Raw genomic sequence first — 17,751 nt, forward strand, 5'->3', positions numbered from 1 at the left:
GCGGAGGAACCTAATGCTGATGAAACCTCCGGGGCAGGGCCACAGTGACAACTATCTACCCCGACACGAACGTATTGCATGCTGATCCCTTGATGCGACGAGGCAGGCGCTCGTCGGGCAACTGACCGCATAGATATCCTCGACGCATGGACTGGACGCCAATCTTGACTGTCGTCGCGACAGGAGTCGTAACCCTGTCCGGCGTATGGATCAACGGACGAATCACCGCCCGATCGGATCAGCGGAAGCTTGAAGCGGAGCAGAAGAAGCTCGACGCGGAAGCGGCTCGCGAAAGGGAGCGTCAGCGTCGTGAGGACGAAGCTGAAGCGAAGCGCGAGGCGCGCGAACGCGACGATGCGGACACGGCGCGAGGGCAGGAGGTCGTCGATGCGTTGCTCCGGGGTCTCCGAGACGTTCGCGATTTCGAAGAGGCGGATGAGGAGGGATTCCGCACCTACTTCACAGAGAAGTGGTCCTCGCGTCTCGACCTGATCGTTCGACCAATCGTCGGGCGCATCCGTAGAGATGAGGCGCGTAACCGCCTGATCGTCGTGATGGACGGGCTGGACGACTTCAGCGACCTTGCCGATCAGTCGTACGGTCAGCATCCGAGAAGGTTCGCAGAGGGGACAATCTTGCTCGGCGCTGATCTCGCATCCGCGATCGCGCGCGGGCAGGAACCGGACGAAACGCTCCTCCGGCAGTACGACCAACTTGTCGAGTTGATTAGAGCGTTGGACGACCACCGTCAGTTCCAGCAACAGATGCGGGCGGAGGAGCGCCGAGAAGCCATTCGCGTCGAACGCGAGGAGCTTCTCGCCCAGGAGGAAGGTTCACTCCGCTCGCAGGGTTAGTTGTTGAACTGATGCACGCGAACGATGTTGATCTCGTGCAGGTCGTTTGTGGCTTCGCTATCGTCAACCGCAACGGGGAAGATCATGATCTCTTCTTCGGCGAAGCCGGGGGAGATCGCCAGACATCCTGTCGGCACGAGGGCTTCCAACACGACTCCGTTGGCTCCGTGGGCGAACCGCTCCGCGTCTTCGAACGTCGTGGACCACGACGCCAACGGTCGCATTGGATAACCGCTCCGGCTGACACCTTCAACGGTTGTCGGAACGTTGCCCTCACGGAGGCCTCGAAACATGAGCAGATCGTGGTTGCCCCTCGCGAGAGAGCGTAGGCGCAGTTCCGACGCCGACTGCTCAAGAATGCTGCCTATTACCTGGTTGTATGCGGGAAGCACCGATCTGATGCGGCTTGCGCCACGCTCAGCCTCGCGCTCAGCCTCGTTCTGCAGGTCGGCATGGAATGTGTGGGTTCCTTGGCGCATATTGATCAGTCGCGCGGCGTGGGCGAGGATCACTCGTCCGAGAACTGTTCGGCTTGGCCCAGTTGTCTGGAGCGATTCGCACATGGCCTGAGCGATGGAACGAGTCACGTCCAACCCGCCGAGAACGGTATCGGAATCGACTAGGGACCGGATAAGTTTTCCAGTCGCCCATCCGTACAGCTTGTTGAGGCGATCTACAGCGTCATCGGCGCACGCCGCCGTGAGTTCATCCGCGACACGAGACAACAAGGAGCCCGGCAGCTCCAACACGGGCGCAAGGTTTATGGGCGTGAGCCGAGGCAACGAGACCGCTAGTTCACCAGCGAAGACGGGATGCGACAGGTCCAAAATCGGACACCCTTGCGACTCGGAACATGCGCCGGGGACTCCGCACTCCGGCAACGTTCATGCGACCTTGCTGAAGTGATCTTGCGCACTTCTTAGTCACTTTCCGTGGGTGCCACCGCGCGGTCGGAGGTCAGCCCCCGCGTGTTGCAACAAGGTCCGCACTCGCTGGATGCTGTACTCAGTTGCCTCGGCGATGTCGCGGATGCTCTGTCCCGCCTCATAGAACGCCCGCACCAGCTTCGCGAGTTCGTCCGAAGCTGCGCCGTCGAGGCGCTGATGCGGTGAAAGGCGCGGTGCCTCGTCGGGCTGCCAGGTGCGCTCGATCTCGCCGCCGCTATAGCCCCTCTGCTCGCGGCCCCGGGGCTCAACCTCGTCCGGAGCTTCGTCGCCGAACGCGTGCCAACCCGGCTGGGCGCGACGTGCGAACATCTCAAGGAACGGCCCGGGCGAACATGCCTCGATGAGCGGATAGAACTCGTCTGGCTTGCGCGAGTGCTCGCGTTTGCGTGTTTCAACCATATTCACCTGGGAGCGTGCTGGCGCCAGGGTGCGCAAAGAGCCCCTCACCCCGAAGAGCAGAATTTCCGTGACATTCCGGAAGTAGAACCCGACCCCGCGCCCGTCAGGGCCGCCATCCTTTCGCCGCTTCGCCCAAATGATGTTGCTGACGTAGCGGAACCCCCACGCCTCCATCACCGCGAGTCCCTCGGGGAGCAACGCATTCGGCACCCAGAGGTAGAGGTGCGCGTCCTTCGCGACATGGTCGGCGACCGGCAACGCTTTGATGGCGTCCAAGGTCATTGTCGAGTATCGGTCAAGGCGGCGGTGCTCCGGTGCGACCTTGCCTGTCCTGTTCTGGAACTGCCACGGCGGGTCGGCGTAGACCGTCTTGAACCCGCCTTCGACAGTTGGCAGCGGCGGCGCGGTCTGCTCCTCGCGGAGGGGCGCAGCAGACGTCCTGCGGGGCGGCTCGACAGTCAAGGTCATGGGGGCTCCAATTTAGATCTTGGGAATGAGGCTACTTTAGATCTTGGGTCAGACGTTATGTGCGGTATCCGCCGCGCGTGTCGCATTCCGTGCCTCTCCGCCGGGGCGTCGATAGCATCGGATCATGGAAGTTGGGCTCGAACACATGTCTCTGACGAGGAACACGACCCTTGCGAGTCTGACGACCACCGCCGCACAGGTCTCGCCCGGCATGAGTCTGCAGCAAGTCATGGACATTGCTGATAGGAACAGCGCAGAGTCCGCATCGAGCTGGGTGGAGAGCATGTTCGCTTTCCACGGCGGCTTGCTCGCGGATGACGCTTGGCTTCGTGCGGCACGCTCGGGCGACACAGCTACGGCGAACGCGCTGGCCTGGGCGGCTCGCGTTTTCGCCGAACCGCGCATCGCCCAGGTCGTTGAAGAGACTCTCGGTAACGATGCTGGCAGTTTCGACACCGCTGGTTTCTCGACTGATGTAGTAGAGCAGGCGTTCGATCACCTCGGCGTTGGCGCTCAAGCCCGCAAGGCGGCATCTTCGCTTCTTAACCAAGCGGTCGCTGTTCCGCTGTTTGAGCCGCAGCGCTACGGCTCAACGATCGTCGGCGCTAGCCGGTTCCTCCCCACGGCGCAGTTTGTACCCGCCGTCGTCGAGTTCCTCACGGAGCGGATCCGTGGTCAGGTCAGCAAGGTGGTCGCGAAGCGCGGAGATCCCGTTGAGCTTGCACTTCTGTGGCGGGCAAACCGCTGGTTCGGGCTCACAAAGGACGAGTTCCGCGCAGCGGCACACCCCCGCGTGACGGTGCCTCTGTCGGCACGCGCCCCGCTCCCCTCCGATCTGCAGCTCCTGCACGAGGAAGCTCGACGGCGCAAGCAAGTGGTCTTGCAGGGCGCTCCCGGCACCGGCAAGACCTTCGTCGCGAAACGCTATGTAGAGTGGGCATCCGCGGGTCGAAGTGACGATTCGAACTTGTCCGCAGTCGTCGCTGCATTGCCGGCCAATGAACGAAGCCCTTTCGATGTCGCTCAAGCCGCCATGCGACGGGGGCTCACCGCTGTCTGGGACATCGCCCAATTCCATCCGAGCTACGGGTACGAGGACTTTGTGCGGACGCTCGCACCCGTCCCAACGGCCAATGGCGTCACGTTCCAAGCTGAGCACCGGGTGCTCAGCTTCCTCGCTGCGGTCGCCGTTGAACTGCGCGCCGCTGGGAGCAGTTGCGACGTCATATTGATCGTCGATGAAGTTAACCGCGCGGACATCGCGAGGGTCTTCGGTGAGCTCCTCTACGCGCTCGAGTACCGCGATGCTCCTGTGCGAACGCCGTACACCGTGGATGGCAGTGCCTCTATGACACTCCCGTCGAACCTCGTCCTGCTCGGCACGATGAACACCGCCGATCGCAGCATCGCGCTGATCGACTACGCACTTCGGCGGCGGTTCACTTTCCTCACGCTGGTGCCAGACGTCTCCGTCATCGACCGCGCTCCGTGGCATGGAACCGCTGACAGGGACGCGGCTCGACACCTCTTCGAGGCAGTCTCCGGGCTGTTCACGACGGCTGACAACAATGCCGCACTTGCCGTCGGGCATTCGTACTTCCTTCCGTCAGGCGACGCGACCAACGAAACTGAGTCGTTGAACTCGATCGCACGGCGATTCGCTTACGAGGTTGCGCCTCTGCTCACCGAGTACGCGGCCGAAGGCCTCGTTGACAGCGCGAAGCTGGCAGCCGTGTTGAGCACGGTCGGGGTGGACGGCGACACTGACAAGCAGGACAGCGTCGAGCAAGCGTTGCTCGCCTGGCTCACCGCGAGAGAGCCCGGTGACGACGAGACAGAGCATCTGGGCGATGCTTGACGTGCCGTCCGCGGACTGGGACGTCGGGAAACCGACTCTTGAGATCGCGGAGCAGTCGACAGCTCGCGCAACTACCGCGCTGATCGAAGCTGTGCCCGCGGAGCGATGGCAGGACCTGAACCTCTCATTCCAGAAGGCCCCTGGGGACGAAGACTGGACAGTCCGATCTGCAGATTTCACTGGTATCGCTCGGCTCGACGTCAACGGCGAGCCGGTCCACCTGAGGGTCACGCCGAAGATTAGCGGCCTCGACCTCTTTTTCCTAGCGGATTGGGCGTTCGGCACGAAGAGCGTCGGAAAGAAGCTCAAGGACGCGCGGGCGAACCTTGCGGCGATGCGCCCCGAACCCGCCGCGTGCTTGCTCGGCTGGTACGTGGCCGAAGTGCTTTCATTCGCGACACGCTGGCTCCGCCGCGGATATGTGGTGCGTGAAGAGGACCTGATCGGGCGTGTCCGTGGACGCATCGATGTAGCTCGATACCTCAGGCATTCTCTCGCAGGGGCACGACCGCATGTTATCCCTGCGCGCTTCACCGAACCCACCCACGACACCGCTGCGAATCGCTACCTAAAGGCTGGGCTCCGTCAGGTCGCCGTTCTATCGCGCGCAGTTCCTCTCGAAGGCGCGCGTACAGCGCTCGATGAGCTCACCCGGAGAACGCTCGCGCTGTTTGCCGGAGTCGCGGACGTGCCGATGCGCCCGCAGGATGCGCGCCGGTTCAATCTCTCTGGCCCACTCCGTCACTATGGTCCAATCGTGCGCTTCACAACTGCGCTGCTTGAGGGCACTTACGTCTCAACGGAGATCGGTGGGCATACGCAAGACGAAATCATGTGGTCGCTGAACGGGCTGTATGAACAGGCGCTGGGAAACGTTCTCGACGCGTGGCCTGGAGCGACGCGCGTGCAGGGTCGCCACCGTGCGACCCTCGTTGACGAACTCGGAGCCGTAAATGGCTCGACACCCGTGAAGCCGGACTACGTGATCGGCCGCGCCGATGGCACGAGACTCATCCTCGACGCGAAGTACAAAAATGTGATGCCGAAAGGATCGGCTGCAGAAGAGACGATCGATCTCGCCACCGCGCGGGGACAGCGCATTCGCGTTCGGCGAGCTGACATCTATCAGGCAGTCGCATATGGACGCCATTCGGGTTTGCGCACTGACAAGGTAGCGCTGCTCTACCCCGTCGCTCTCGGCCCAACCGAGCCCTACCCAGAGCCCTTGCGCGTACTCGGATTCTCGCCCGTCTGTCACGTGGTCTTCTTCGATGTCGGTCCGAGCGCAGACACTCGCCGAGCGGACCTCTATCGAGCCCTTGACGCTCTGTAGTTGTGATGTACAGGGATGCTTGTTGAGGCTGCTGGGCTAAGGGTCAAGCAGAGCAAGGGTCCGCGTGCGGTCGAATTGCTCGATCTTCCCGTTCGCATGCGGGCAATCAGATCGCGCTGCGAACTGTGCAGACGGCTTGCGACGTAGGTGTGGTCAAGCAATCACACCGCAAGCAGCGCACGCCCAGACAGGCTCACTGTCACGCTCAACCGCTTCCATAGGATGTAGACAACCAGGGCAGTTGGGGGTTCCGAGAGCCTCATCACGGAGCTTGCGCAATTCCCGCTGGTGTTCGAGGTCATCCATGGGGAGATCGTACGCTTAGCGGAGCGGGTGTCCCCCTTTTGATGGCCCGAGCGTCTTGATGAGTTCGCTCAGTTGAACGTCAAGCCCGTGTGCGATGGCCCATAGCGTTGCGATCCGGGGCTCATGGTGAGCGCCTTCCAGATTGATGATGCTCCGCCGTCCCAGGCCGGCCGCTTCCGCGAGCCGCTCAATCGACCAGCCGCGGGCGTGCCGCAAGCGGGCTATCTCGACACCGAGCGCGCGGTAGTCGGGATCGGGGACATTGGGCACAAAACAACGGTCTCGCGATGCAAAGCTTTGCACAGTGCTACGCGTTGCCCTATCTTCAGTGAAGCACCTAGAGAGAGGGCAGACCATGCGCGCATCCCAGATCAGACACCTCGGAGTAGCTCTCGTAATGGGACTCACGCTGACCGCATGCGCACCCGCCGTCTCGAATCCACCGCCGTCATCCGCCTCACCGTCGAGCGCGCCCGTTCAGTCGATCCCGGTCGCGTCTGAGGTGTTCGGACCTGCGGAGTGGTCGGCTCAGGCGCGGAAAGGCTCGACGCCTCTGGTCCTCAGTGGCGTCGTAGTCCTCGTGACCGACCGCGGAGTCACTGGCGTAGATGCGGACGGGAAGGAACTGTGGCGGGCCGACCTCGACCTCCTCTCGGGCGCGGCGAACCCGGATGGGGGACGGGATGTGATCGCCGTCACGCCGGATGTCGTCGCGGTCATCGACAAGGGCGTGCTCCCAAAGGGATCAGACCCGCTCGCAGCCGATGCACCTGGAACACGGGTCACTCTCCTGAACGTCACGGACGGGTCGGAGATCGCGCAGCAGTACCTTCCCGGCGAACAGGTCAAGCGGACGACCGGTCTCGCGTTCGAGATCGCCGGGAACGCTCCCGAATATGTCGCGTTCACCCCGATTGGAGAGAAGATCACCGCGCAGGATGGAAAGTTCCCCCTCGCGACGGTGGGCGAGCACATCGTCTGGGGCATGCCGTACACGGCAAACATGGGTGCACAGGTGATGCACGTCACAGGGCTTCCTCTGGAGAACGCGACCCTTGCGGCCTCCGATGAGCGGGATATCGTCGTCCTCACCAGCTACGACGGCACGACCACCACCACCATGTGGGTAAACCTCGCCACAGGCGAACCTCTCACACCTGATTCGGCTTGCCCGCAGACGCTCCTGCCGAAGACCCTCACCCCCAGTCTGAACGGCGCGTTCGTCGTCGGCGACAACGCTATTGCTGACACCGAGAACCGGACGATCACGTGCACGGGTGGCAGCGATGGCCAACGACCCGTGCTCTGGAGTGCCGTCACGAATGAGGGGGTCGCCTACGGGCAGACCGCGGATGCCAACGATACGTTCGTCATCGGGCGCGACAGCAGCATCGAGACCGTCACCATTCCCGCGGCTGCCGCCCACACAGTGCTCGTCGGGTTCGTCAGCGACCGTACTGCGATCCTCTACGACCGCAACACCGGCATCGTCAACGCCAACCCCACGCGCAAGTGAGGTTGTGCGTGGGAATGGCGATGAACCGTCGATGAGCTTCCTCCCTCACTGACTACGGCAGTGGACGGGTGTGCGCAGTTTCTGCCACGGTGTAATAGAGAGTGGGGGGAACGACCATGGATTTTGACAGGCTCTTTCGTGAGGCAGAGGCGGAGCAAGCGACGGAGCCTCGCGAACTCTACGAGCAGCTTCCTTCGAAGGCTCAGGGGTACGGGTACTTGCGCGACGTCCAGGCACAAGTGCTGACCAAGTGGGATGAGCGCCGTTCACGCCGGGACATCGTACTCAAGGTCAACACCGGAGGAGGGAAGACCATCGATGGGCTGGTCATCCTCCAGAGCTACCTCAACGACGGCGTGATTCCTGCGCTGTACGTGGCACCTGACAACTACCTCGTGTCGCAAGTAGTCACGGAGGCAGGCAGGTTGGGCATCCCGGTGACGACTGATCCGGAATCGCCGGAGTACCTCGCTGGGGAAGCCATCGGTGTCGTCAACGCCGCGAAACTGTTCAATGGTCGTTCGATCTTCTCCGAATCAAGGGACCCCAGCCACCGCATCCCGATCCAAGCAGTTGTCATCGATGACGCCCACGCCGCCCTGACGACGGTCCGGTCCCAGTTCGCGGTGACCGTCGCAAGGAGCAACGGAACGTTCGACAAGCTCTTGGCTCTGTTCAAGGAAGACCTGCGCACACAGGCTCCCGATGTGCTGCTCGATATCGAAGCGGAGACCGGCAACGGCTTTGCTCGCGTGCCGTTCTGGTCGATCACCAGCCATCTCGAAGAACTCCGCAGCATCATTCGCGATCACAAGCCCGAGAACGACCGTGACTACTCCGCGCTCGCGATCCGCGACGTGCTCCAGTTGTGTCGGGTCGTGTTCACGAGGTCGGCGGTGACGATCACGCCGCCGTGCCCGCCGATCCGACGTGTTGTGAGCTTCGACCAAGCCGCTCATCGCGTGTTCCTCACCGCGACTCTTGCGGACGACAGCGTCCTCGTGTCCGAGTTCGGTGCGGATTCTGAACTTGTCGCTCAACCGATCTACCCGCTCTCGGCGGGCGATATCGGTGAGCGAATGATCCTGGCACCCGAAGAGATCAACGAGTCGATCACCGCGGCGAAGGTCCGCGAGAAGATCGTGAAGCTGAGCGACAAATACAACACGCTGGTCATCGTGCCCAGCGACCGAGCGAGAGCCGCGTGGCCGGACGACGCGATCTTCGCGAACGCCTCATCGTTGGACAATGTGGTTGGGCGGATGCGCGAAGGGTACGTCGGCCTGGTGATCGTGGCGAACAAATACGACGGCATCGACCTACCGCAGGACGCGTGTCGCGTTCTCGTCATCGACGGGCTCCCGCAGAGCTACAACGGCGACGACCGGCTCAACGCATTGATGCGTGCCTCCGTCACAGGGATCGACGACCGCCAAGTGCAGCGTCTTGAACAGGGCATGGGCCGCGGTGTGCGCAGCAACGAAGACCACTGCGTGGTGTTCCTCATCGGTAGGCGTCTCGCACAGATCACAATCGACCCCCGCACGCTCGCACGCTTCAGCCCCGCGACCCGCAAGCAGTTGACTGCCTCGCGGACGGTTGCCAAGGGTTTGAAGGACACCCCTCTTGAGAAGATCATGCAGACCGCGCAGCAGGCACTGGAACGCGACCCCGACTGGGTGCGAGGTGCAAAGCGGGCGTTGAGAGGGCTTGCTCCCGAACCTGCGCGGATTGATCCCGCGACGACCGCGGAGCGCCGCGCGTTCGACCTCGCTTCCCAAGGCAATCTGGCAGCCGCCAGCCGTATCCTCACCGAAGCCGCTAAAGAGCTTCCCGACGAAAGGCGAGCCGGGAGCCTCCTCGAACAAGCCGCCGCCTACCTCAACCCTGTTGATCCGGCCCAAGCGCAGCAACTACTTGCCACCGCGCAGGCAAAGAACTACTACGTACTCAAGCCGCTGGCCGGGGTGACATTCGTGCCGCTCACATACGCGGGTGCGCAGGCGAACACCATCGCGGAGCGTCTTGCGGCGAAGTACGGCACACCCGCTCAGATGAGGGTCGAGATCGAGAGCATCTTCGACGCGCTCAGCTTCGATCCCGACCGCACTGAGGACTTCGAAGAAGCGATGCGTGAACTCGGTGCGTTCCTCGGGTTCAACTCGCAACGCCCCGAGCGGGAACTTTCCGCTGGCCCCGACAACCTCTGGGCACTCGAGACCGGTAGCTTCTGGGTGATCGAAGCCAAGAGCGGTGCAACCAGCGAGTTCATCGCCAAGAAGGATGCGGGCCAGCTTTCTCAGTCCATGCTCTGGTTCGGCAAGCACTATGCGCCGACCGACGTCGCCACTCCGGTGATGGTGCATCACTCGCGAAAGCTGTACAAGGACGCCTCGGCACCGGTTGGTATGAAGATTCTCGATGAGAGGACTCTCGGGGAGTTGGTCAACGATGTCCGGGCGTTCAGCGTCGGTCTCACGGGGAACCCTTGGTGTGACCCAGAGGCGATCGACAGACTCCTCACTGGACACCATCTGCGGCCCGCCGATATGACCGCTCGTCTCAGACCGGTGACTGGGGGAGCCGTGTAATGCCTGCCCTTCAACCGCAACCGGACAGGGCACTGCAGGAGTAGCGCCCGGGATGTCCGTCAGGACCCGGTCAAAGCCACGACAGTTCGTCCGCGTACTGTACGACAGCGCCAGGGTCGCGACCGGCGAGAAGCCACGCAGCAGGTGGCCACCCGTCGAGGTGATCCTCGTCCCAGGAGGTCATAAAGCTCTGCACAAGTAGAGGGTGCTCGTCGGCGGGGAGAGCCGCTATCACTTCTCGTAGATGCGGTACCACACGGCCCTCCTGGAACTGCCAACCAGGAAACAGTGGCTCGGGGGCTGGAGGTTCTCCCAGAACTGCGTACAAGTCGCCCGAAGCGGCGGCTTGCAGGACCTCGGCGCGAGGCTGGCCGAGAAGCGATGCAACTTCGGAGACCGTTAGTGCGCCTGCTCGAACCTCAGCGATAGATGCTGCAATAGCATGCTCTGCGACGGAGGCGGCTTCCGCGAGCGCCTCGGGCGTAAGTTCCGCAGCGGTGAGGCCTCCATACTCGATCAGGAATCGTCGCTCGCTATCTGTGAGGTCGTCGTCCGACATGACTCCATGATGTCGCACCGCTAACTCCCGCACACCCCGCAATCAGCGGCGGACACCCGGCATGCCGAGATCGTTGATGCCATTGCATGCAATCGTGGAATCAGAGACGCATGGGATCGGCGGAGTCGATCAGCCATTGGCCAGTCCGGGAAGACGGAAGATGCTTGGACGATGCCCGTCGCGCCTCTGAGTGCGCCAACGGCGCTTTCTGGAGAGGACGTCGTCGGGCTCCGCGAAGCCTCAGCAGGTCGCACGCTTGAAACCGAGCGACCAATATTGGACGACTTTTCTTTCCTATGTTCACCTCCCGCGCTAGCGTTCAAGTGTCGTGTCGCAGTGCGTGGAGTTTCCGGGGTGATAGCCGATGGTGGGTGTGGTGAGGCCCTCTCCGGCCGCGGCGCTGCATTCGCGGAACTGGCTGATCGATGTGCTCTCAGACAAGTTGAGGCCGACCCGCGGAGATGAGGCCGTCGCCGTCGAGTTCTCGCTTGTAGCGGGCACTTACCTGAACATGACTGGGGCGGTGAGAACTCCAGGGCCTGGTTCGGATCATCGTGGATTGGCCTCGGAGCTGGGGATTTCAAAAGCCACACTGGTTCGCACAATCAACGGGGAACGGTGGTTGAGTCTTCCGGAGTACGCTGCCGCGCTCGCTTCTGCACGGATTGGTGATGCCCTCACGGCGGGCGATTGCTCCAGACGTGACGCCCTGCTACACAGAATGATCGATGATCGGCCCGCCCCGCTTATGTCTCTCACGTCGGACGCCAGCCGTGGCACGCTGAGGGGAAATCAGCCGGAGGCGAAGGAGCAAGAGGACATGCCGCCCGAAGTCGCGAGGACGAAGTTTGAGAATGTCGTGGCGCTCGTTCGCGAACTCGAAGCCGCGCAGTACGCAGGACGTCTCCCCGCAGACACGCTCCCGTTTACCGTTCGCAACTGGACGCGTATCCGTGAACTCATCGAAGGCGAGCAACCCCTCGCGGGTCTTGCGCGTATCGCGCTCTCCAATGATGAGGAATGGACCGTCACCGGAGTACGACGATTTATGGAGCAGCAGGGGCGGTGGGCCGACGCCACGCAGGTTGGACGGTCACTTGACCTCCTTAGGCAACGCGGCGATGCCGAGCGTCCGCGGCGCGCGACCTACCGCAGGCCAGCGCGCGATAACTCCGCGACCTAGATCGATCGCGCGATATCACGGCGATTGCCGCGATACAGAGCCCTGGATCACGAACTACTGACGATCGCCTCCAAGGGGGAGGCAGGAAGGACACCGACAGGAACTCATCATGCTCACGCACCGAACTCGGGTGCGAACAAAGAGGAAGGCCTCCACGGTCTCCCGCAAAGGCCCTCAATCTCTAGACAAGTTTGAGACTACGCGGAACACGACTGCCGGTCAAGGTCATCTTCGGCGTGCGCTGAAACCCGCCACGATCTGTTTCAATGACGTTGCCTTGACGGTAACGCTCTCCGTCTGGCTCCTACTCGGGGTCGCAGTCCACCTTGGGTGGCTGTCTTGACCGGGCGGATGATCGCCGGGGACTGGATCACGTCCCCCACTCGCGTGTACGAGACCTACACGCCGCGGCACGAATATGTGCCTGAGCGCGTCTGGGCCGTGATTCGCCCGCTCGTTGTCGAATCGTGCGAAGCCGCCGATCACAGCAGCGTGGATGCCGCTTTGGCGGCGATCCGCGCGACTGCCCAGTTCCTCTGCTGGTGTCACCAGCAGGAGATACCCCTGACCGCGGAGCGGGTATTCCTTCCGGATCATGTCGAACGGTTTATCGCCACTCAGACAGCCCACATGACTCCGGCATCACGGGCGACGCGCCGCTCCCATCTGCGACGTGTCGCCCGTGCTGCGACGAAGGCGGTGCCGTGGCCGCAACCCGATCGGGTATATGCGCGCGACGCACCGATGACGGCTCCATTGGCGCCTGCAGAAGTTGACGCATATTGGGACGCTTTGCGCGCACAACCCACCGTGACGGCAGAGCGCCGACTGAAGGCGTTCATGGTCCTTTGCCTCGGTGCCGGACTCCGTGCTGGAGAAGCGCTCACGGTATCCATCGCGGGCCATCTTGGCTACACCGATGCCGACGGGATGCAGGTGTGCACGATTCAACTCCCCGACCGCGTCGTCCCGATCGACACCAGGTACGTGCCCCTCCTTCACGAGCTCGCTGAGTTCGATCAATCCGAGCCGCTCGTCGGGCCGTTCAATCCGCGAGCGAAGCATCCGGTGGGGAACTTGATCGATGGGATCGCGTTGCCTGCGAAGCAACGGACTTTGCGGTTGTCGAGGTTTCGAATCACCTGGATGGTGAACGTCCTGAGCCGCGACGTCCGGGTCAGCGAGTTTCAAGCTCTCGCAGGTGTCGTGTCAGCGAAGACGCTGGAGACGGTTGCCCCATTCGTGCCTGGGCGCTTCACCAACGGCCTGTGGCTGCGGAAGGCCGCAGGCGCGTGAGCGTCTTCCTCACCGAGGTCGACGAAGGCCTCGTGCGCCGCGCGATCGTCTGGAGTAGTGCGGCCTGGGTAGCGCGTCTCGACGCAGCACTTGTCCACGACAGGGGGCGACCGCGGATGCACAAGGTCCGGTCGATCGTCGCGCTCATGCTGATCGCGGCGATGGAAGCCAGAGGGGAACTGCTCCTCACCAACGCTGCGAATGTCGCCACCCGACTGAATTCGCATCAGGCGGCACGGCTCGGCATTCACCCCCTCGCGCGAATCTCGAAGCAGCAAGTTTCCCGTACGCTCACGGAGATCGTGCGCGCCACCACCGCGACGGTGAACGCGATCACCGGGGAGATCACGGAACCCGTAGCGCCGATGGACCTGTCGGTGCTTCTGACCCAGATGGTCGAGGGCATGATTCCCGCGTCGATCCCACCATCACGGGTGCAAGCGATCGACAGCACCGACCTGGAATCGTGGGCCGAACGACACTCCCCGCCCGGAAGCAAGCCTGACACCACGAAAGACGCGCTCCCTGAGCAGGCCGCGCCGAGCAAGAGCAAGAACCGGGTGTGGCCGGGATTCCCTCTCATCGGAGCGGACGGTCGCAAGCAGCACACTCTCGACCCCGAGGCGCGGGAGGGTTACCGGTCAGGGAAGAACGGCGCACCGAAGGGCACCTTTGTCGGTTGGGATAACCATCTGCTCGTGGATGTCACCGAGACACCCGGGGAACCGCGCCCGCTCTTGATCCGTGGGGTCGCGATCGTCCCCGCCGGAAGCTGCAAAGGCACCGCGGGCATCGCCGCGATCGATGCGGCGCTGTCCAGCGGCGTCCCCATCGATCATGTCTTCGCCGACCGCGGGTACACATACCTGCTTGCGGAGAACTGGGCTTACAAACTCGCCGACCGTGGCATCAAGTCGACCCTGGACCTACACGCTAACCAGCGCGGTGTCACCCCCGGCCCGAAGCCCGGGACGATCTGGGTAGACGGGGGACTGTTCAGCAACGCTCTCCCGGAACGGCTCCGTCGTCTTCCGGGCTACCCGCTGAATCAGCCTGCCGACGAAGCCGCCGAACTCGCCAAGATGTACGACGAGCGTCTCCTGTACGCGCTTCTCCCGCAGGGTGCCCCGGACCTTGCGAGGCGGAAGCAACGCTATCGGGGACCTGCGCGCCGTAGCGTGCTCCGCTGCCCGAACTACCCGGAGTCGATGCGGCTGCGTGCGGACCGCCATCCCACGACCTCCTGCACGCCCGGTGTCGCGTGCGGATGCGCCGCGACCGTCGTGGCAGGGCCGGGCGATCACTTCCGGGAACGGCAGGAACTGCTCTGGGGGACGACCGCGTGGCGGAAGCGGTACGGGGGACGGAACAAGGTTGAGACCGCGAACTCCTTGCTGAAGACCCACAAGACTCGAATCGCTCGGGGAAGTGTGCGTGTGCTCGGGCTGTTCAAGAACGCGTTTCTGTTCGGCATCATCATCGCCACCGTTAACATCGCCGCGCTCATGAGCGGCTACGACCACGACATCGGGGACCCGCACCCGGCCCCTTCGTCGGCCACCGTCGCGACCGACGAAGGTACGCCGCCGCCGGTTGAGTCGTCCACGCAGCACCTCGGTGACACCGGGTAGCAAGACCGAACCCACGCGCCGCACTACATCACCAACGCGCCACCAGGGCAATCGCCCCTGCCCTTATACGAGCGCAGGGGCTTCGACATGCTGGCGAACACTCGCTGGTTCGATGCTCGTCAGCCAAGACCGACCGAACCCGCGCCGAAATCGTCACTTCGAGGATGCTCCGCCCGCATTATGCGACGAGAACCGCCGAATAATGCGACAGAGCCGTGGAGGGGCTGACGGGAATCGAACCCGCGCTGTCTGCTTGGGAAGCAGAAGTTCTGCCATTGAACTACAGCCCCGGATCGCTCGCCGCGAAGTCGCGGGAACGGGGTACGGCCAGACTACCCGGCGCCCCGTGATTGGCAAAACGGCGCGGATGTCGTCGTCGGCTGCGTGTTGTGCGGCCGGGCGTCGTCGACGGAGGCGCCAGAACTCCGGAGATCCGCGGCAGACGGAGGGGATTGGAGGCTGGAGAGGTCGGAGAAGGCCGAGACTCCGGAGTTCTGGCGGAGGCGGGGCCGAGAGGACGGCGTCATCGGTCGAGGACGTCCTGGCCCCGCCGAGTAGGCTGGTCGCGTGCTTCTCAGCGATCGCGACATCAGGGCAGAACTCGCATCCGGCCGGATCGGCCTCGAACCGCACGCGCCGGAGATGATCCAGCCGTCGAGCATAGACGTGCGGCTCGACCGCTACTTCCGCCTCTTCGACAATCACAAGTACCCCTTCATCGACCCGTCCGTCGATCAGCCGGAGCTGACGCGTCTGATCGAGGTCGACCCCGACGAGCCGTTCATCCTGCACCCGGGGGAGTTCGCCCTCGGGGCGACGTTCGAGCAGGTCACGCTCCCCGACGACATCGCCGCACGCCTCGAAGGAAAGTCATCCCTCGGTCGGCTGGGCCTCATCACCCACTCGACGGCGGGATTCATCGACCCGGGCTTCACCGGCCACGTGACCCTGGAGCTCGCGAACGTCGCGACCCTTCCGATCAAGCTGTGGCCGGGCATGAAGATCGGCCAGCTCTGCTTCTTCCGTCTGACCTCTCCCGCCGAGAACCCCTACGGCTCCGGCCCCTACGGCAACCGCTACCAGGGGCAGCGCGGGCCGACGGCATCCCGCTCGTTCCAGAACTTCCACCGCACGAACGTCGGGACCACCGACGTCGGGGCGCTCGGGGGATGACGGGGCTCGAGCGGCCGGAGGACGTCTACCGGCCGCCCGCAGCGCCGACGCCGCCGGTGGAGTCCGACGGCGATGACGCCGAGGAATCGCAGGAGGTCGCCCGCGTCCGGCGACGCAGCCGTGTGGTGGTGATCACGGTGATCGCCGCGAGCGCGACGCTGCTGCTCGGCCTGACGGTGGCGATCGTGATGCTGACCACCGGCCTGCTCAGCGCGATCGGCGATCGCGGAGGGGATGCCGACACGGAGAAGCCGGCCGTCGTCGAGCAGGAGCCCGACGACCCGCAGCCCGTGCGCGCCGGAGAATGCGGCGAGCTGTGCGGTGCGCTGGAGTCCGAGATCGGCGTCGATGCGGGTGCATGGACCGCCGAGGCCGGATGGTCGGATGCCGAGCCCGAGGTCGGGGCGACGGCCGCGGCGACCGCGGTCTTCACGTCGGACCTCGGCGCCGGAACGCTCACGGTGCTGCAGTTCGACACCGACGAGCAGGCGGCGCAGGCCGTGAAGGACCTCGGGGCGCGCATCGGCGAGCCGGTGTTCCAGACCACGGTGTTCGACGACGGATCCGGCACCCGCTACGACTACGACGGCGCCCTCACCAGCCGGGTGCTGTGGCACCTCGATGCGCAGTCCACTCCGCACGAGGTCGGTCGGCTGTACCTGATCGAGGCTCCGGCCAACGACGCCGCCGACTTCTCGGAGCAGGCCGCGTACCAGCTCTACCTCGCGCTGCCGCTCTGAGTCTCCGCCGCCGCGCGACCCGCTCCCTGAAGCTGCTCGATGACCGCGTCGAGCACGGCATCCGCCCGCAGGATCCGCGTGTGCCCGAATCCCTCGGTGCGCAGCAGCCGCGAACGCCCCTGGTGTGCGGCGTGCAGACGAAGCGAATCGGCATCCGGCATCCGGCTGTCGGCGCGATCGTGCACGACGAGCAGGTCGACGGAGTCGGGGAGCGGATGCCGCACGGCGTCGTATGTCTCCTCGAGCTGCCGTTCGTCGACGCCGAGGCGGTCGCGGAACCGCCTCTCCATCCGCGTCACCGCCGCAGCCGGAAGCCGGAACTCGCGCGCGAACTCCTCGACGAACGCTGCGGGGCTCGCGGCGCCGGAGACGGCGACGACCGTGTCGGTCGGCACGCTCGCGCGCGCAGCGGTCAGTGCGGCCAGGGCGCCGAATGAGTGGCCGATGATCGCGTCGAAGCGTCCGTGCGCGGTCTGCAGCTGTTCGGCGGCCTCGATCCAATCGCGCATGTCGGTGCGACGTCCGGCCGACGAGCCGTGCGCCGGAGCGTCGAAGGAGACCACGCGGAACCCTTCGGCCACAAGCTCGCGCACGAGCGGCGCGAACTGCGAGGCGCGGCCCCTCCAGCCGTGCAGCAGCAGGACGGCGCGCGCGCCCGAGCCCCACTCGTAGGCCGTGATGTCGGCGTCGTTCACGCGCAGGGCCGTGGTCTGCGCATCGGCGTGGGTCGCCGCGTCGCGGGGGTGCACGGGCATCTGCGGCGCCGTGCTGAAGAACGCGCGGTAGGCCAGATCGCCGCCCAGTGACGGGGAGACCGTGGACGCGAGGCGGATGCCGCCGGCGATGAGCTCGGACAGGGAGGGCATGGGGATCCTTCCGACGAAGAATACGAACGAT

General features: G+C 64.1%; 16 protein-coding genes and 1 tRNA gene. 10 read left to right on the forward strand and 7 right to left on the reverse strand.

The window, feature by feature from the left end:
* Positions 1-146 precede the first annotated feature (146 nt).
* On the forward strand, positions 147-854 hold the full coding sequence (locus LC438_RS01465; RefSeq protein ID WP_223585603.1) for a hypothetical protein: 708 nt from the start codon (positions 147-149) through the stop codon (positions 852-854).
* Here LC438_RS01465 and LC438_RS01470 read toward each other — a convergent pair.
* The gene (locus LC438_RS01470; RefSeq protein WP_223585604.1) at positions 851-1,603 is read right to left on the reverse strand and encodes a hypothetical protein; all 753 of its coding nucleotides are present in this window, start codon (positions 1,601-1,603) and stop codon (positions 851-853) included. The genes LC438_RS01465 and LC438_RS01470 overlap by 4 nt on opposite strands.
* Positions 1,604-1,777: 174 nt before the next feature.
* On the reverse strand, positions 1,778-2,668 hold the full coding sequence (locus LC438_RS01475) for an MT-A70 family methyltransferase (RefSeq protein ID WP_223585605.1): 891 nt from the start codon (positions 2,666-2,668) through the stop codon (positions 1,778-1,780).
* Between the two features lie 124 nt (positions 2,669-2,792).
* Between LC438_RS01475 and LC438_RS01480 the strand changes: the two genes are divergently transcribed.
* Entirely contained in the window at positions 2,793-4,526 is a 1,734-nt protein-coding gene (locus tag LC438_RS01480; RefSeq protein ID WP_223585606.1) for an McrB family protein, read from the forward strand.
* Positions 4,519-5,859, forward strand: coding sequence for an McrC family protein (locus LC438_RS01485; protein WP_223585607.1), 1,341 nt, complete (start codon positions 4,519-4,521; stop codon positions 5,857-5,859). Before LC438_RS01480 ends, LC438_RS01485 begins: the two co-directional genes overlap by 8 nt.
* A gap of 153 nt (positions 5,860-6,012) precedes the next feature.
* On the opposite strand, the gene LC438_RS18900 is transcribed toward LC438_RS01485, so the two are convergent.
* A complete protein-coding gene (locus LC438_RS18900; RefSeq protein WP_223585608.1) occupies positions 6,013-6,165 on the reverse strand; it encodes a zf-TFIIB domain-containing protein in 153 nt (50 codons plus the stop codon).
* Between the two features lie 15 nt (positions 6,166-6,180).
* Positions 6,181-6,435, reverse strand: coding sequence for a helix-turn-helix domain-containing protein (locus LC438_RS01495; protein WP_223585609.1), 255 nt, complete (start codon positions 6,433-6,435; stop codon positions 6,181-6,183).
* Positions 6,436-6,520: 85 nt separating this feature from the next.
* Here LC438_RS01495 and LC438_RS01500 point away from each other — a divergent pair, with 85 nt between their 5' ends.
* Both LC438_RS01500 and LC438_RS01505 read left to right on the forward strand, forming a co-directional pair.
* On the forward strand, positions 6,521-7,681 hold the full coding sequence (locus tag LC438_RS01500) for a hypothetical protein (protein WP_223585610.1): 1,161 nt from the start codon (positions 6,521-6,523) through the stop codon (positions 7,679-7,681).
* Positions 7,682-7,797: 116 nt separating this feature from the next.
* Positions 7,798-10,272, forward strand: a complete 2,475-nt coding sequence (locus LC438_RS01505) for a helicase C-terminal domain-containing protein (protein ID WP_223585611.1) — start codon at positions 7,798-7,800, stop codon at positions 10,270-10,272.
* 70 nt (positions 10,273-10,342) lie between these two features.
* Here LC438_RS01505 and LC438_RS01510 read toward each other — a convergent pair whose 3' ends face one another.
* A complete protein-coding gene (locus LC438_RS01510; RefSeq protein WP_223585612.1) occupies positions 10,343-10,831 on the reverse strand; it encodes a hypothetical protein in 489 nt (162 codons plus the stop codon).
* 364 nt (positions 10,832-11,195) lie between these two features.
* On the opposite strand from LC438_RS01510, the gene LC438_RS01515 reads away from it, so the two are divergent.
* The 3 genes from LC438_RS01515 (at position 11,196) to LC438_RS01525 (ending at position 14,941) form a co-directional block, all read left to right on the forward strand.
* On the forward strand, positions 11,196-12,014 hold the full coding sequence (locus tag LC438_RS01515) for a hypothetical protein (RefSeq protein WP_223585613.1): 819 nt from the start codon (positions 11,196-11,198) through the stop codon (positions 12,012-12,014).
* Between the two features lie 330 nt (positions 12,015-12,344).
* Entirely contained in the window at positions 12,345-13,310 is a 966-nt protein-coding gene (locus LC438_RS01520; RefSeq protein ID WP_223585614.1) for a hypothetical protein, read from the forward strand.
* Positions 13,307-14,941 (forward strand): hypothetical protein, encoded by a 1,635-nt coding sequence (locus tag LC438_RS01525; RefSeq protein ID WP_223585615.1) that lies wholly within the window; start codon positions 13,307-13,309, stop codon positions 14,939-14,941. Before LC438_RS01520 ends, LC438_RS01525 begins: the two co-directional genes overlap by 4 nt.
* A 216-nt stretch (positions 14,942-15,157) precedes the next feature.
* Here the strand turns inward: LC438_RS01525 and LC438_RS01530 are convergent.
* Positions 15,158-15,231, reverse strand: a tRNA-Gly gene (locus LC438_RS01530).
* A 277-nt stretch (positions 15,232-15,508) separates the two neighbouring features.
* Between LC438_RS01530 and dcd the strand changes: the two genes are divergently transcribed.
* On the forward strand, positions 15,509-16,114 hold the full coding sequence (gene dcd, locus LC438_RS01535) for a dCTP deaminase (protein ID WP_105677044.1): 606 nt from the start codon (positions 15,509-15,511) through the stop codon (positions 16,112-16,114).
* Positions 16,111-16,854, forward strand: a complete 744-nt coding sequence (locus tag LC438_RS01540; protein WP_105677045.1) for a hypothetical protein — start codon at positions 16,111-16,113, stop codon at positions 16,852-16,854. The genes dcd and LC438_RS01540 overlap by 4 nt, the downstream gene beginning before the upstream one ends.
* Here the strand turns inward: LC438_RS01540 and LC438_RS01545 are convergent.
* Positions 16,833-17,720, reverse strand: a complete 888-nt coding sequence (locus LC438_RS01545) for an alpha/beta fold hydrolase (protein WP_223585616.1) — start codon at positions 17,718-17,720, stop codon at positions 16,833-16,835. The genes LC438_RS01540 and LC438_RS01545 overlap by 22 nt on opposite strands.
* Between the last annotated feature and the right edge of the window lie 31 nt (positions 17,721-17,751).

The sequence above is a fragment of the Microbacterium sp. OVT16B genome (assembly GCF_019969705.1).
Classification (GTDB): Bacteria; Actinomycetota; Actinomycetes; order Actinomycetales; family Microbacteriaceae; genus Microbacterium; species Microbacterium natoriense.

Bases quoted from the DNA above. Each gene is read 5' to 3' on its own strand.
- LC438_RS01510 (WP_223585612.1), bottom strand. From the start codon at position 10,831: ATGTCGGACGACGACCTCACAGATAGCGAGCGACGATTCCTGATCGAG.
- LC438_RS01540 (WP_105677045.1), top strand. From the start codon at position 16,111: ATGACGGGGCTCGAGCGGCCGGAGGACGTCTACCGGCCGCCCGCAGCG.
- LC438_RS01485 (WP_223585607.1), top strand. From the start codon at position 4,519: ATGCTTGACGTGCCGTCCGCGGACTGGGACGTCGGGAAACCGACTCTT.
- LC438_RS01515 (WP_223585613.1), top strand. From the start codon at position 11,196: ATGGTGGGTGTGGTGAGGCCCTCTCCGGCCGCGGCGCTGCATTCGCGG.
- LC438_RS01475 (WP_223585605.1), bottom strand. From the start codon at position 2,668: ATGACCTTGACTGTCGAGCCGCCCCGCAGGACGTCTGCTGCGCCCCTC.
- LC438_RS01505 (WP_223585611.1), top strand. From the start codon at position 7,798: ATGGATTTTGACAGGCTCTTTCGTGAGGCAGAGGCGGAGCAAGCGACG.
- LC438_RS01465 (WP_223585603.1), top strand. From the start codon at position 147: ATGGACTGGACGCCAATCTTGACTGTCGTCGCGACAGGAGTCGTAACC.
- LC438_RS18900 (WP_223585608.1), bottom strand. From the start codon at position 6,165: ATGGATGACCTCGAACACCAGCGGGAATTGCGCAAGCTCCGTGATGAG.
- LC438_RS01545 (WP_223585616.1), bottom strand. From the start codon at position 17,720: ATGCCCTCCCTGTCCGAGCTCATCGCCGGCGGCATCCGCCTCGCGTCC.
- LC438_RS01500 (WP_223585610.1), top strand. From the start codon at position 6,521: ATGCGCGCATCCCAGATCAGACACCTCGGAGTAGCTCTCGTAATGGGA.
- LC438_RS01480 (WP_223585606.1), top strand. From the start codon at position 2,793: ATGGAAGTTGGGCTCGAACACATGTCTCTGACGAGGAACACGACCCTT.